Annotated in this window: 11 protein-coding genes; 1 reads left to right on the top strand and 10 read right to left on the bottom strand. The window is 69.4% G+C overall.

Annotation, left to right across the window (positions count from 1 at the left end; genetic code table 11):
- Nucleotides 1-44: 44 nt before the first annotated feature.
- The 5 genes from ACFYXS_RS05370 to ACFYXS_RS05350 all read right to left on the bottom strand — a co-directional run bounded on the left by ACFYXS_RS05370 (nucleotide 45) and on the right by ACFYXS_RS05350 (nucleotide 7546).
- Nucleotides 45-2774: a glycoside hydrolase family 95-like protein gene (locus ACFYXS_RS05370; protein WP_389244102.1), complete on the bottom strand. Its 2730-nt coding sequence runs from the start codon at nucleotides 2772-2774 to the stop codon at nucleotides 45-47.
- A gap of 512 nt (nucleotides 2775-3286) precedes the next feature.
- The gene (locus ACFYXS_RS05365) at nucleotides 3287-3964 is read right to left on the bottom strand and encodes an SMI1/KNR4 family protein (RefSeq protein WP_389244100.1); all 678 of its coding nucleotides are present in this window, start codon (nucleotides 3962-3964) and stop codon (nucleotides 3287-3289) included.
- A gap of 229 nt (nucleotides 3965-4193) precedes the next feature.
- Nucleotides 4194-4352, bottom strand: a complete 159-nt coding sequence (locus tag ACFYXS_RS05360) for a hypothetical protein (protein WP_389244097.1) — start codon at nucleotides 4350-4352, stop codon at nucleotides 4194-4196.
- Between the two features lie 513 nt (nucleotides 4353-4865).
- Entirely contained in the window at nucleotides 4866-5768 is a 903-nt protein-coding gene (locus ACFYXS_RS05355) for an NmrA family NAD(P)-binding protein (RefSeq protein WP_389244095.1), read from the bottom strand.
- A 149-nt stretch (nucleotides 5769-5917) separates the two neighbouring features.
- A complete protein-coding gene (locus ACFYXS_RS05350; RefSeq protein WP_389244700.1) occupies nucleotides 5918-7546 on the bottom strand; it encodes an MFS transporter in 1629 nt (542 codons plus the stop codon).
- Between the two features lie 195 nt (nucleotides 7547-7741).
- Between ACFYXS_RS05350 and ACFYXS_RS05345 the strand changes: the two genes are divergently transcribed.
- A complete protein-coding gene (locus tag ACFYXS_RS05345; protein WP_389244093.1) occupies nucleotides 7742-8338 on the top strand; it encodes a TetR/AcrR family transcriptional regulator in 597 nt (198 codons plus the stop codon).
- 168 nt (nucleotides 8339-8506) lie between these two features.
- On the opposite strand, the gene ACFYXS_RS05340 is transcribed toward ACFYXS_RS05345, so the two are convergent.
- From ACFYXS_RS05340 to ACFYXS_RS05320, 5 genes are all read right to left on the bottom strand, one after another.
- Nucleotides 8507-9322, bottom strand: coding sequence for an LLM class F420-dependent oxidoreductase (locus tag ACFYXS_RS05340; protein ID WP_389244698.1), 816 nt, complete (start codon nucleotides 9320-9322; stop codon nucleotides 8507-8509).
- A 326-nt stretch (nucleotides 9323-9648) separates the two neighbouring features.
- Nucleotides 9649-9990 carry an STAS domain-containing protein gene (locus ACFYXS_RS05335; protein ID WP_389244090.1) on the bottom strand — a complete coding sequence of 114 codons (342 nt, stop codon included), beginning with the start codon at nucleotides 9988-9990 and terminating at the stop codon, nucleotides 9649-9651.
- Between the two features lie 11 nt (nucleotides 9991-10001).
- The gene (locus ACFYXS_RS05330) at nucleotides 10002-11264 is read right to left on the bottom strand and encodes a PP2C family protein-serine/threonine phosphatase (RefSeq protein WP_389244087.1); all 1263 of its coding nucleotides are present in this window, start codon (nucleotides 11262-11264) and stop codon (nucleotides 10002-10004) included.
- The gene (locus ACFYXS_RS05325) at nucleotides 11264-12073 is read right to left on the bottom strand and encodes an alpha/beta fold hydrolase (RefSeq protein ID WP_389244085.1); all 810 of its coding nucleotides are present in this window, start codon (nucleotides 12071-12073) and stop codon (nucleotides 11264-11266) included. Before ACFYXS_RS05325 ends, ACFYXS_RS05330 begins: the two co-directional genes overlap by 1 nt.
- A 395-nt stretch (nucleotides 12074-12468) precedes the next feature.
- On the bottom strand, nucleotides 12469-13443 hold the full coding sequence (locus ACFYXS_RS05320) for a GNAT family N-acetyltransferase (protein WP_389244083.1): 975 nt from the start codon (nucleotides 13441-13443) through the stop codon (nucleotides 12469-12471).
- Nucleotides 13444-13614: the final 171 nt, after the last annotated feature.

Here is a 13614-nt window from a genome sequence, read left to right as displayed (position 1 = left end):
CCGCTCCGACCGGGGGCACGTCCCGCCCCCGGTTCACGGACCTCCTACGGTGTGATGCGCAGGGCGTCCACCATCCCCACCGAGGTGCTGCGGTTGACGATACGGATGGTGTGCGATCCCCGGGTCAGTCCGCTGCGTTGCCACACGGTCTGCTGCGCCTGCCGCGCGCCGGAGACCCGTAGATCCACCGTCGCCTGAAGGGCGCCGTCGAGATAGACGTCGACCGGCCCCATGTCGCCGTTGCGTTCGGAGAGGTAGGCGACTCCCGTACCCGTGAAGGTGTACTGGGCCACGGCGTTCACCGTCGTGCTGTGGTGGGTGTCGTCGTTGTAGTCGCCGTAGCCCCGTCCGCTGGTCGGGTACCAGTTGCTGTCGTAGGTCAACTGGGTGTCGTTCACCATGGGGTTGGCGGTCTGGGCCAGGCCCAGGGTGGAGGTGGTGCCGCTCAGGGCCTTCTCCCCCTGGTTCGCGGATCCGGTGAGCCGTACGGAGGTGTAGGAGGACAGCGGCTTGGCGGTGCGCTCCACCACGTACACCTTGCCGGCGGCCGTGGGGAGGTCGAACTCGGTGGCACTCGTGGTGAGCACGGTGGTGCCGGCCGCGACGTCGCGGACCCTGACCTGCTGACTCCCCCACGGGTTCACGATCCGCGTGGTGTTGCCGTAGAGGCTCTTGATACCGATGTACTTCACCTCGCCGGCCTCACGCTCCGAACTGACCGTGAAGCCGCCCTTGGCCAGTAGGGTGAAGCGTCCCGTGAACGAGGAGTCGCTCGGCACCGCGGGGAAGACCCGGATCTTGTCGTTGTAGGACTGGAGCAGCGACTCGTTGAGGGCCGCGAGGTGCACCCCGAGGTACTCGAAGACGCCGTTGGTGTTGTCGGTCATGCCGTTGGGATACGTCTGGTACTTGCGGAGCATGGTCTTCATGCCCTGGTACGCCTGGTCGCCCAGGCCCAGCCGGGCGGCCTGCACGGCGTCGTTGGCCCAGACGTTGCCGTACGGGAAGGGGCGCGCGTTGAAGGTGTTCACGGCCTTCTGCTGATCCGGGGCGCCGATGCCGGTCCGGTCGTAGGGCCAGATGATCTCGGCCGCCACGTTCTCGCCGTTGCGGGTCTGCGCGAGCGGCGGGGTGTGCGGCAGATAGACGTCCGCGGTGGACGGATAGGCGATCAGGTTGTCGACGATCCGCTGCCACTGCGGCCGCAGGTCGGCGTCCAGGCCCAGGGTCTGGGACGTGCGGATCGCGAGGGGGAACAGGGTGCGCACCGCGGCGAGGTCGGTGATCGCGTTCGGTACGTTCCAGTACGTCTCGTGCGCGTTCGAACTCGCCACGTAGTACTTCCCGGACGCGGAGTCCAGGGACAGCTTCGCGGCGTAGAACTTCACCACGTCCCGCATGAACGGGTAGGCGGTGTTGCGCAGGTAGGCGGAGTCGTTGGTGTACGCGTACTGCAGGTACATGTTGTACGCGGCCTCGGTGCCCGTCGACCAGATGTTCTTCGTGAAGTCGCTGTTGACGGTGCCCCGGGCGTTGCCGTCCCAGCCCATGGTCTCCGGCACCCACAGCCCGTCGACGCCGTAGCGGGTACTGGTGTACGCCTTCAGCGCCGCCGAGTTGCGGCTGTAGAGGCGGTTGAAGCCGGCCAGCAGATCGACGTGGTTGGAGGCGAGGAACGAGTTGTAGACGTCGCGCTGGTTCCAGAACCAGTAGGCGTTGCTCCACTTGGTCTGATCACCGGTGGCCCGGAACACGCCGTTGATGAAGTGGAACGGGTTGGTTCCGTATCCCCCGGCGGCGATCATGTAGGTACTCAGGTAGTAGACGTTCTCCAGGTAGTCCGCGTCCCCGGACAACCCCGAGTACTGCACGAACGACTTGGCCCAGAAGTCGTGCCACCAGGACGTGAAGTCGCCGAGCGTCGCGCTGTAGCCGCGGCTCTTGGCCGACGCCAGTGCGCGCTTCGCTTCGGCGACCGAGTCGTGGGAGGGCGCGTTGAGCCGGCTGCTCGCGGTGAACCAGACGGTGTAGCTGCGTGACGGGGTGATCGACAGCCGGACGGTCCGTCCGTCGACGACCCGTGCGCTGTAGGCCGCACCCTCCACCGTGGCCGCCAGGGTGGAGCCGAAGTTCTGCGCGTCGGACTGCCCGCGGCTGAGCCCGGCACCCGTGGAGTCGGCGTACGTCGAGACCGTCTTCCAGGTGTTGAGGTCGGGCACGTCGCCGCTGTTGCCGAGCTGGGACGTGTCCCACAGGCTCAGGTCGAGGGTGACCGCGGAGACCCCGGAGCGCGAGTCCTCGACGTGCACGCCCATGACCTCGGAGTTCGGCACGCCCATCACCGTCACCGTGCGATTGGCGTCGTACCTGGTGGTCAGGGTGCCGTCGTAGAGCGACAGGCGTTGCTGATAGGTGCTGTAGCCGCTCTCGAGCGCCGGGGTCGTGGACAGGTTGAGCATTCCGGCGCCGAACGCCGTCTGCTGCGAGGTGTCCACACCGGACACCTGCATGGTCAGCCCGTTGTTCTGCCAGGCCATCGCACCCGTACGGCCGTTGCCGACGGTGAGGCCGTGCAGCGGATTGGTGTTGGGCCGGTTGTAGACGAGGTCGTGCTTGGACATGTAGGCGGCGCGATCCACGTTGAGGGCTCCGGTGGCGGAGTCGAACGCGGCGTCCGTCGGTGCCGCCGCTGCCGGGGCCGAGAGGCCGACGGCGGTGGCGGTCATGATGCAGACGGCTGCGAGCGCGGCTCGCACGAGTCTGCGCAGTCTCATCGAATGCCCTCCCTGCTGGTGGGGGTGACGACCGGTGCGGGACAGCACGGGGCTGGACTGCGACCGGTCGACGTCGAGCGAGATTGATCGGATGACTGGGCCGGACTGCTTCTACGGAGCATTCGCTCCCCGCGCCGTAAGCGGGCACGGCGAAGCGATGCACCGATCGGGACCTGCAACTGAACTGCCAGAACAGGGCGTACGAGGCTGTTCGCTCTCACAGCGCCCACAACAAGCGGGGGTACGGCGTGCGGGGACATCACGACATCGGCATGGCCGCGTCAAGGGAAGTGAACATCGGATGTCTTGACGGGTCAACAGTCAGCGCAAAACGTCCGGCCGAAATGGTCGGACGGTCTCAGCGCGCGGGCGATCGCGTCGCCGCCCCGGCGGCCCGCGCGATGGACCGACGCGCCCGGGTCAGGTGGACGACACAGGTCGGATCACCGACCGACCCCTGAGACCCGCCGGTCCTCGTCGCGTCGGGCAGGGCAGGGCGCGGGTCACGGAGGTCACGGCTGCCACGAGCCGCACACGGCCTCGGCGGCCGTGAGCCAGCCCAGGTACCAAGCGGCGAAGTCCAGCGGAGAACCGGCGGCGTCACGTATCGGATGCAGGTCCGAGCCGTCGCTGCGCGGGTCACGCCACATGCGTCCGCGCTCCGAGCCCGTGACGACCAGCCAGACCGTCAGCCCGCAGCCCTCATCCGACAGGCACAGCGCCCCGGCAGTGGAGCGCGGGTCGTACTGCACCTCGACCAGACGCTCCTCCCACGTCTCCAAGGCGGCGTCGAGATCGGCAAGGTCCTCGAACTGCTCCTGGAACGGCTGCTCGGCCAGGATCCTTGCCGCTGCCTCAGGATCCGGCCCGCCCGGAAACGGCTCGGCGAGCATGCCCGGCTCGAGCTCCTCAGGGCTGTCGCCGTTCCACCGCCAGCAGTCCGAACCTTCGCGCCGCACCGGAAAGACGCCGTACGCCGGGCCGGCTCCGCCCGCTCCCACCTGCAGCAGGAACGAGCGGTAGTCCTCGGGTAGTTCGACGTCCAACCACGCCTCGAGATCGGCCACCTCGGCGAGCGTCAACGGTGCGTCCAGCACAAAGCCGTGCCCCATCGCCCCGAACACCCTGTCACTGCCGGGCGCAGCGCCCAGAGCCAGAACCCGCTCGCGCACCCCGGTCCAGTCGATCACGACACCCGACACTATCGGCCACCGCCGACACTCGGGCCCGGCATTTGCCGGAAGCCGGGCCTGGGACGGCCCAGCGACGGCCCCGCGTAGCCCTCGTGCGCCGGCTGTTCCGATCCGTGCACCTCATGGCCGCCCTGCTGACTTCCGCAACTGACGGCGTTCCTTGTGACGGCAGCCCGGGTCAGCACACCGGCCGCGAATCGGGCGGGTTCCTTGCCCGCGTCACCTGTCAGCTATTCGCCTTCTGGTGACGACATCGAAGCTGGGCGTCGATCTGAGCGGCGGTCTTGGGACCTGCTTCGGTCCAGTACTGGCCCACGATCGGTTTCTCCTGCGCGATCTCCTTCACGTTGAACACGGCACTCCACCCGTCGCCTTCGGAGTCCACGTAAGCAACATCGACGGTATGCGGCACTGCACCTGGTGCTCCGGTGCTGTGTCGGAATCCGTTCCCCGTGAACAGCTCTACTTCCCCTCGACGGGCCGCTCCACTGATGGGGTCGGATGCCCACCAGACCGGAGTCGCGGACCCGGAGTCGAAGTCCCGGACCTCCAAGCGACGTTGGAGGGATCCGGGACACGTCGGCACTTTGACGAGGACCGTCCCGTGTTCGACCCGGGCGCCGGACACCGGGCCCGCGGGGTCGGAAGGGAAGAGAGCGCATCCCGCAGCGCTCCACGACACAGCGGCGAGAACCGCGGCGACTTTGTATGTCCTCGCGATCATGGCTCTCTCCGTCTCGCTGGGATGAAGTGACACGCCAGCCCTCCTGTCTCGCCGGCACCTTAGCGCGAGGCCGGCGCAGCGGAGCGGGGCGAGGACTGGAGCGGCGCCCAAGGAGCGGGAACCGGCCGGCCCCGCGACGGCAGTCGTCCCGGGGCCGGCCTTGGCCGGGGCGGCTCAGCCCAGGTAGAAGTCCTTGCGGGCGGCCACGAACGCCTCGATCGACCGGGGGGCCACGCCGGTCACGCGCTCGACGCCGTCGGCCGTGCGGTTGTAGCGGTCGTCCCGGTGCAGCCGGGCCATGGTGGCGACGTGCTGTTCGAGGTGCGGCGGCATCCCCAGCTTCGGGAGTTGGGCCTCCCACCGCTCCGGAGGCATGTCCACGTACGACACCGGCCTGCCGAGCGCGCGGGAGAACTCCTCGGCCAGCTCCGTCATGTCGACCGAGCGCGGCCCGGTCAGCTCGTAGACCTGGCCGATGTGGGGAGCCGGATCGCGCAGCACGGTGGCGACGACGCGGGCGACGTCGTCCACGGCGACCGGTGAGGTGCGTCCGGCGCCGAACGGCAGCGCGATCGTGCCGTTCTCCTGAATCGTCCGCGCGGCCAGTGCGGTGAACAGCGGAGTGTCCAGGAACGCCGTCGGCCGGATGTGGACCACGGGCAGGCCGGACCAGTCCAGCACCTGCTCCGCCAGCCAGTGCAGCCGCTGCTGGTGCGACTCCTCGGTGCTGGTGGCGGTCATCTGCGACACCGTCATCTGCGACAGGTCGACCAGGGCCTCCAGCTTCCCGTACTCCTTCGCGACGGAGGCCACCACGGTGGCCGCCAGCAGATGCTCCGGCGACACGCGCATACCGAAGTACATCCGCGTCACGCCCTGCAGCGCGGCCGCCACCGTCTCGGGCCGGGTCAGATCGCCGATGACGACCTCCGCCCCGAGCGCCCGCAACTCGGCGGCGCGCTCGTCCTCGCGACGGACCATGAAACGCACCGGCACGTCCTGAGCGCGCAAGTGCTCGAAGACCGTGCGGCCCACGCCGCCGGCACCGGGGACAAGAACAAGGTTGTTCGCAACCATGGGGTGATCTCCTTCGAAAGTCATAGGCATTACGTGAGGTGAGGTGTGATCAGAGGGGGAGCGGAGCCGTCAGCGAGACGTTGGCCCCCGCAATGTCACCGTGGGTCCGTGTGGCGACTTCCCACGCCGCCATCACCGACCGGGTCAGGTCAGACGGGCCGGCGCTGCGGCTTGGCACCACCGACAGCCGCGGCGGGAGCCTTGCCCGGCAGGAAGACCAGCACGACGACCGCGCCGATCAGGGCGACGACCGCGGACCCCGCCGCGGTGATGTGCATGGCGTGGATGAACGCGTCGTGCGCGGGCTGCACCAGGGCCCTGCCGGCCGGTCCCAGCTTCTCGGCGACGGCAAGGGTCGCCTGGACGGATTCACCTGCCGCGTGCCGGTCGGGGCCGGGCAGGACGTTCAGGTGGCCGCCGATGCCGTTGCGGTAGGTGGTGGACAGCAGCGACCCCAGCACGGCGACGCCCATGGCCCCGCCGACCTGCCGGAAGGTGTTGTTGACCGCGGACCCGGAGCCCGCCTTCTCCCGCGGCAGCGACGACATGATCATGACGGTGGCGGGCGGCATCACGTGGGCCATCCCCGTGCCCATCAGGAAGAACAGCACCTCCAGCACCCAGATGGGAGTGTCCTGGCCGAGCAGGAGGAAGCCGGCGAAGGCCACGGCGGTCAGGACGAGGCCGGTGGCGCACACCGCTCGGGCGCCGAAGCGGCCCACGACCAGTCGCGCCCGCGGGGCGAAGAACATCTGGGAGGCGGCCAGCGGCAGCACGAGCAGTCCGGACTGCAGGACGCTGTAGCCGCGCACGCTCTGGTTGTAGAAGACGCTGAAGAACGTGACGCCCATGAGCGCGAAGAAGACCAGGCCGATGGCGGCGACGGAGGCGGAGAACCGCCGGTTGCGGAAGTAGGTGACGTCCAGGGCCGGATGGTCGCTGCGGGCCTCGTACACCACGAAACCGCCGAGGACCGCCAGGCCGGCCAGGATCGTCGCCCACGCCTCGGGCCGGGTGAAGTCGCCCAACTGGCCGCCCTTGATGATGCCGTAGACCAGCACCGCCAGACCGACGATCGACAGCAGCACGCCGACCGGGTCGAGCCTGCCGGGCCTGGGGTCCTTGGAGTCGGGGACGATCGCCACCATCGCGATCATCGCGGCGACCACGATCGGCACATTGACCAGGAAGACCGAGCCCCACCAGAAGTGCTCCAGCAGGACGCCGCCGGCGATGGGGCCGGCGGCTATGGCGAAACCGACCACACCGGTCCAGATGCCGATGGCCTTGGGCTGCTCCTCGGGCTCGAAGACGTTCATGATGATCGCGAGGGTGGCGGGCAGGATGAAGGCGCCGCCGAAGCCCATCACGGCGCGGAAGGTGATGAGCTGCCCGGAGGAGTCCGACAGCGCGGACAGCACGGATCCCACACCGAAGACGGCCATGCCGAAGAGCAGCACCTTCTTGCGGCCGAGCCGGTCGCCCAGCAGACCCGCGGTGAAGAGCAGTCCGGCGAAGACCAGCGTGTAGGAGTTGACCGCCCACTCCAGCTGGCTCTGGGTGGAGCCGAGACCGGTGGGGGCGGGCTGGGCGATGGTCTTCATCGCCACGTTGAGGATCGAGTTGTCCAGCATCACCACCAGGAGGCTGAACGCGAGCACGGCCAGGATGGCCCAGCGCCGGCGGTGGACCACCTCGGAAACCCCTCGTCGCCGGGCGGGCGGCACGGGTGGCGTGGACTCCTCGGGCGTCGAGGGCTCGGCGGGAGTGGATGGCAGTGCCACGGGGCGTCTCCAGTGCTGTCGAAGGTTCTGCGATTGCCGGGCGGGGACCGTCGGCTGTGGGCGGCGCGGGGCGGCGCCAGGCCCGGCCTGACCTGCTGGGCGGCCTTGCCGACAAAATAGATGTCGCCATCAGACTAAACACGGGATACGATAGATGACAAGCGACAGTTATTTGAGGAGAGTGATCCCGTGGGCCGCGCGTCCAAAGCGCAAGCGCAGGAGAACCGGCAGTACGTCGTGGCCACCGCCTCCCGGATGTTCCGCGAGAAGGGCACCGCCGTCAGCATCGCCGACCTGATGAAGGCCTCCGGGCTCACCCACGGAGCGTTCTACAAGCAGTTCGCCTCCAAGGAGGACCTGGTCGACAAGGCCATCGCCCACGCCTTCGAGGATCCGGCGGCACACTCGCCGGCCGGGCTGGAGGAGCCCTCCGGGGACCACGAGACCGCCCGCCGCACGCTGATCGACCAATACCTCTCGATCTGGCACCGCGATCACGCCGGGGACGGCTGCCCCGTCTCCGGATTCGCCGCCGACCTCGGGCGCGAACCCGACCAGGCCGCCCGCTCCCAGCGCGTCTACATCAACGGGGTCCGGAGCCGGGCCGCCCGGCTGGCCACCGGCGACGACGACGGCATGGCCCAGCTCTGCACCATGGTCGGCGCCCTCGTCCTCGCCCGCGCCACCCGGGGCAACCCGATCTCCGAGGAACTGCTCCAGGCCGCGCGCACGGCTCTCACCATGAGCGACTCCGATCAGTCCGAACCGCAGCACCACACGGACTGACCGAGACCGCGGACTGACGGTGCGGGCCGCCGCCCGGGCCCGGGGCCGAACCCGGGAGGGAGCGAATCCGCCGAGCAAGCCAACGCGGCCCCGGATGTGACGAGGATCGCGGGGCGAGCCGGCTCCCTCGGCGGTGCCAGGCGGGACTCGCCGACGCGGGAGCCTCGATCAGGGGCGGACACTGATCCCGGCGGCCAGCTTGTCCAGCTCCCGGAGGGCCTCGCTCTCCGGCAGGGTCGGCAGGCGGAACAGCACCCGTTCCACGCCTGCCTCCGCGTATCCCTGCAGATCCTCCGGGCGCGTGCCGGAGACCGTCACCGGGACGTCCCGCCGTGCCGTACGGCGCAGTTGCCCCATCTGATCGGCGAGCCGGTCCGGGCGTCCACCGAGGGCGAGCCAGGACGTGCCGTACTCCGCGATCCGGGCGAAGGCGCCCTCGCCCCCGCCGACGTAGATCGGCGGGTGCGGGCGCTGCACCGGCTTCGGCCAGCTGTAGACCGGGTCGAAGTCGACGAACTCACCGTGGAACTCGGCCTTCTCCTCGGTCCACAGCCGGATCATCGCCCGCATCCGTTCGTCGGCCAGACGCCCCCTGCTGCGGGGGTCGGTACCGTGGTTCCGCATCTCCTCACGGATCCACCCGACGCCCATGCCGAAGATCATGCGGCCGCCGGAGACCAGGTCGAGCGAGGCGACCGCCTTGGCGGTCACGATCGGGTCCCGCTCCACGACCAGCGCGATACCCGTCGCCACCAGCAGTCTCTCGGTCACCGAGGCGATCGCGGTCAGGGCGACAAAGGGGTCCAGTGTGCGGTAGTACTCGCGCGGCAGCTCACCGCGGGGGTACGGGGTCTCCCGGAGGACCGGGATATGCGTGTGCTCGCTGATGAACACCGATTCGAAGCCCCGTTCCTCCAGGGCCGGCCCCAGTACGGCCGGGCTGATGCTCTCGTCGGTCAGAAAGGTCGAGATCCCGAACTTCACCATGAGCTCCGTCCCTGAAGTGATCCAGGCACACCCCCTTTCCACCCTGAGGCGGACCGCGAGCCCCGGCAACCGGCGGACGACGACGGAGCACCCATCCCGGTCCCGGGCCATCACGCGGGCCGCCGCCGACTCCGGAACTCCGGCTTTGACGTTCGGACACGAGACAGGTGAGCAGCGAGCGGGCGCGTGGAGGGTGCTCCGGCGTACTCGCCGCCCTCCGCAAGGCAACTTGCTGCCGCAACCGGCGTTCGGCGTGAACCATGACGGGAAGCGGCCCCAGAGGCGGCCGCCGGCAGCGCATTCACGTGCCGCGGGGCGTGGCCTCAGATGGGTGGGGGCGTCCAGGCGGCTTCGGCTGCCTCGGCGGTGGGGAAGGCAGGGAAGACCTGGTCCAGGCCGACCCTGCTGAAGATTCTGCCGACGCGTTCGGGCACGGCGGCGAGAACCACGGTCGCTTCAGCCGTGATCGCGTGGTTGCGCGCGACGATCAAGGCGGTGATGCCGCTGGAGTCGCAGAACGTGATGCCGCCCAGATCCACGAGGAGTTGCTGGCCCGCCGTGATGGCGAGCCCGGGAAGGAGCTCTCGGAAGTCGAGGGAGCTGTGGCGGTCGAGTTCTCCGGCCAGTTCCACGACCGGGCCGGAAGGAGTCGTGCGGGTGGTCATGCTCAGCTGTTTCACTGGCGCTCTTCACGGTGGGTTCGGGGCACGCTGACGGCCAGGACGGCCGTGTCGTCGTCCACCCCGGCGCCGAGGGTGTCGAGGAGCACGCGGATGGCGTCGATGGTGTCCGGGGCGGTGGTGGGGGCCAGAGCACGGCCGAAGTCGAGGAGGGCCTCGTCTCCGTACCGGTCGTCGCCCGTGGCGGCGGTGTGGGCCTCGGTGAGGCCGTCGGTGTGCAGCAGCAGGGTGTCCCCGGCACCGAGGCGGAAGCTGGTGGTCGCGATGTGGGCGTCGGGCAGGACACCTACGAGCTGCCCGCCCGGCGTGGGCAGGTAGTCGGCGGTGCCGTCGCCCCGCAGGAGCATCGCCGGAGGGTGCCCGCCGCCGGCGAGAGTGATACGGAAGCCGTCGTGATCGCTCTCGGGGGTGAGCACGCCGAAGATGACGGTGCAGTAGCGCGGGTCGTCACCGTTGTACTCGTGGTTGAGCACGGTGTTCAGATTGCTCAGGACGGCGGCCGGTTCGGGGTTGTAGACGGCGGCGGCGCGCAGGGTGTAGCGGGCGAGTGAGGTGACCGCGGCGGCCGCCGCGCCCTTGCCGCACACGTCGCCCAGGAACAGCCCCCAGGTACCGTTACCGAGGGGGAACAGGTCGTAGAAGTCGCCGCCGACCTCGTCGGTGGAGGCGATGTGATAGTGCGCGGCGACGTCAAGGCCGGGCACGTTCTCCAGCGTCGGCGGCAGCAGGGTCTTCTGCAGCGTGGCGGCCAACTGCTGGAGGCGTTCTCGTTCGGCGTCGGACTCCCTGCGGGCCCGCAGGAGTTCCTCCTCGTAGGCCCGGCGGTCGCGGGCGTCGAAGACCGTGGTCCGGATGAGCAGGGGCTGCCGGTCGTCTCCGGTCTTGACGACCGACGTCACGAGTACGGGCATCCGGCTGCCGTCTGCCGCCTTCATCTCCAAGGCGATGCCGCTGATCTCGCCCTGCATGCGCAACAACGGTGCGAAGTGGGTCTCGTGGTAGAGCCGGCCGCCGACCGTGAGGAGGTCGGAGAACGTCCGCCGGCCCACCAGGTCGCCGCGGCTGTAGCCGAGCCAGTTCAGCAACGTGGTGTTGACCCTGGCGATCTGGCCGTCCATCAGCGTCGACAGGTAGCCGCAGGGGGCGTTCTCGTACAGGTCCTCGGCACTGTCCTCCAGCAAGGCGGAGAACATCTGGTCGTCATGGGGTCGTTCGCCGGACTCGGGCTCAGGGTCCTGGTCGCCATCGGGCCGGCACATCACCGCAGCGTCCCCACGAACGCGGCGATCGCCTGGGCGGTCTCCTCGGGGGCGCTGAGCTGCGGGCAGTGTCCCGTCGCGTTCAGGGTGACCAGTTCGCTGCCCTTGATCTCGGCGTGGACGTAATCCCCCACCTCCGGAGGGGCGATCGCATCGCTCGAGCACTGGGCGACCAGGGTGGGCACCGTCACCCGGGCCAGGTCCGCCCGGTTGTCGGACAGGAAGGTCACGCGCGCGAAGACGCGGGCGATGTCCGGGTCGGTGGCGCAGAAGCTGGTGGTCAGTTCCTCACCCAGTTCGGGGCGCTCGGGGTTGCCCATGATCACCGGCGCCATCGCCCCTGACCAGCCCAGGTAGTTCGCGTCCAGTGACTGCAGCAGTTCCTCGATGTCCTGCGCGGTGAAGCCGCCGCGGTAACCGTCGGCGGGATCGTCGATGAAGCACGGCGACGGGGCGAGCAGCACCAGGCCGGTGAACGATTCCGGATGCCGTGCGGCGGCGAGGACACCCATCATCGCGCTGACCGAGTGCCCCACGAATGTGACCGGACCGAGCCCGATCTCCTCGCAGATCTCCAGCAGGTCGTCGACGTAGCCGTCCAGGCTGGAGTACCGCTCCTCGCTCCATGCGGACAGTTCCGAGCGGCCGGCTCCGACGTGATCGAAGCGGACGACCGTGAAGTCGCGCTCCAGGGTCGGAATGACCAGCCGCCACAAGTTCTGATCGCACCCGAACCCGTGCGCCAGCATCACCACAGGGCCGCCGACTCGGCCGGACACCTTCACCTGGTTCCTGCTGCGCACGTTCATACGGCACATCCTCGCAGACAGGGGACCAGCCGGAGCCTCGACGACCCTGCGTCCCCCTCTCGTGCGGGCGGCCGATGGGCCCGGTCGGCACTGCGCAATGCCCATCCGCGGCGGCGGGAGACGGGCCACGAGGGCGCGGCAGGAAGCCGCACCCTCGTGGTCGTGCCGGTGGGCGGATCAGTAGCGGGGGCCGTCTCTTCGCCTACTACGCCGACGCCGCGGACCCCGCCCACGACGCCATGGTCCTTCTCGACATGCTCGGCGACCAGCAGTCTCCGCATACCGCCGGCCGGAGCACCGGCTCGCACTCGATGGCCGCGTAGCCCGGCGGCTCCCTTCGCCGGCGTGGGAGCGGAGGGGATTCGGGAGCCGCGTCGTGACCGACGAACCGGCCTTCAGACGTTGAGGGTGTAGCCGACCTCAGTGCGGACGACGGTGAAACCGGCCCGCTCGTACAGCCCGTTCGCTCCGGTCAGGCTGTCAGCGTCCACTTCGAGGCTCGCGCGATCGAATCCGTTGTCCTGGGCGGAACGCAGCGCGTGACTGATCAGCGCACCGGCCACGCCGCGCTTGCGGTACGCGCGGCAGGTTCCGATGCGCATGAAGTGTGCGTCACGGACACCGGTCGCCTCGGTGTCCGCGTCCCAGAAGAAGGTCAGCAGCATGCCGACGGCCGCGCCGCTGTCCGCATCGCGCAGCAGGAAGCTGAGGTCAGCGCGGAACGCCTGCCAGCCGAGCAGCCCACGCCACTGCTCCAGGGGCATCGGGACGCCGCCCCTGCGATCGAGGAAGGCCTCGTTGCCGACCGCGTAGAACTCGGGGTCGTTGTCGCCCGAATAGCCCTCGAGGACGAAGCCCTCGGGTGCCGGCACGTCGACAATGGCGGCTCCCAGCGGATGCCGCATGTGCGAGTACCAGCGAAGGGGCGTCATCCCCGCAGCTTGGTAGCAGGCGAGCGCGCTGTCGTTGAGCGCGTTGTTCTGGACGTCGACGGCAAGCCGCAGGCCGGGGTGATGGATCGTGTGCAGCACCTTGGCACTGGCGATCCCGGCGGCCAGCAGCTGAGCGCCGAGTCCTCGGCGCCGATACTCCGGATGTACGCCGCCGCTCACGACCACGCGGTGCACCCCCTCGGCCAGCGGCTTGTGCGCCGCGGAGGAGTAGCCGACCATGCGGTCGCCGTCGAAGGCGCCGACCGTGCCGCGGTCGAGGTCGAGCAGAGGGGCGTTGATCTGGTCGGCAGCGTCGGACTCGGAGTAGTACTCACCGAAATCGTCGACGACCTCGATCGCGTTGAGCAGTTCCGCCAGGGCGGCGGCGTCCGTCGTGGTGATCGGGCGGCGGGTGAGACTCGCGAGGTCGAAGGCCATGGGCCGACGATAGGCAGCGCCTGTTCACGATGTCATCCGGATTCCTCGGCCGGCAGTGCCGTGCACGGGGGCGGCTCGCCGGGGAGGTACGCGCTGATTCCGGAACGCGATGCCGACGAGCCGCTACCGGTGCGTCTACCCGCAACGCGGGAGGGCAGCACAAAGGGGTGG

Source organism: Streptomyces sp. NPDC002574 (assembly GCF_042889545.1).
In the GTDB taxonomy this organism is placed as follows: domain Bacteria; phylum Actinomycetota; class Actinomycetes; order Streptomycetales; family Streptomycetaceae; genus Actinacidiphila.
Note: the sequence above shows the minus strand (reverse complement) of the source record. Positions and strands in the feature narration are given on the sequence as shown.

Bases quoted from the DNA above. Each gene is read 5' to 3' on its own strand.
- ACFYXS_RS05370 (WP_389244102.1), bottom strand. From the start codon at position 2,774: ATGAGACTGCGCAGACTCGTGCGAGCCGCGCTCGCAGCCGTCTGCATC.
- ACFYXS_RS05355 (WP_389244095.1), bottom strand. From the start codon at position 5,768: ATGGTTGCGAACAACCTTGTTCTTGTCCCCGGTGCCGGCGGCGTGGGC.
- ACFYXS_RS05335 (WP_389244090.1), bottom strand. From the start codon at position 9,990: ATGACCACCCGCACGACTCCTTCCGGCCCGGTCGTGGAACTGGCCGGA.
- ACFYXS_RS05330 (WP_389244087.1), bottom strand. From the start codon at position 11,264: ATGTGCCGGCCCGATGGCGACCAGGACCCTGAGCCCGAGTCCGGCGAA.
- ACFYXS_RS05325 (WP_389244085.1), bottom strand. From the start codon at position 12,073: ATGAACGTGCGCAGCAGGAACCAGGTGAAGGTGTCCGGCCGAGTCGGC.
- ACFYXS_RS05320 (WP_389244083.1), bottom strand. From the start codon at position 13,443: ATGGCCTTCGACCTCGCGAGTCTCACCCGCCGCCCGATCACCACGACG.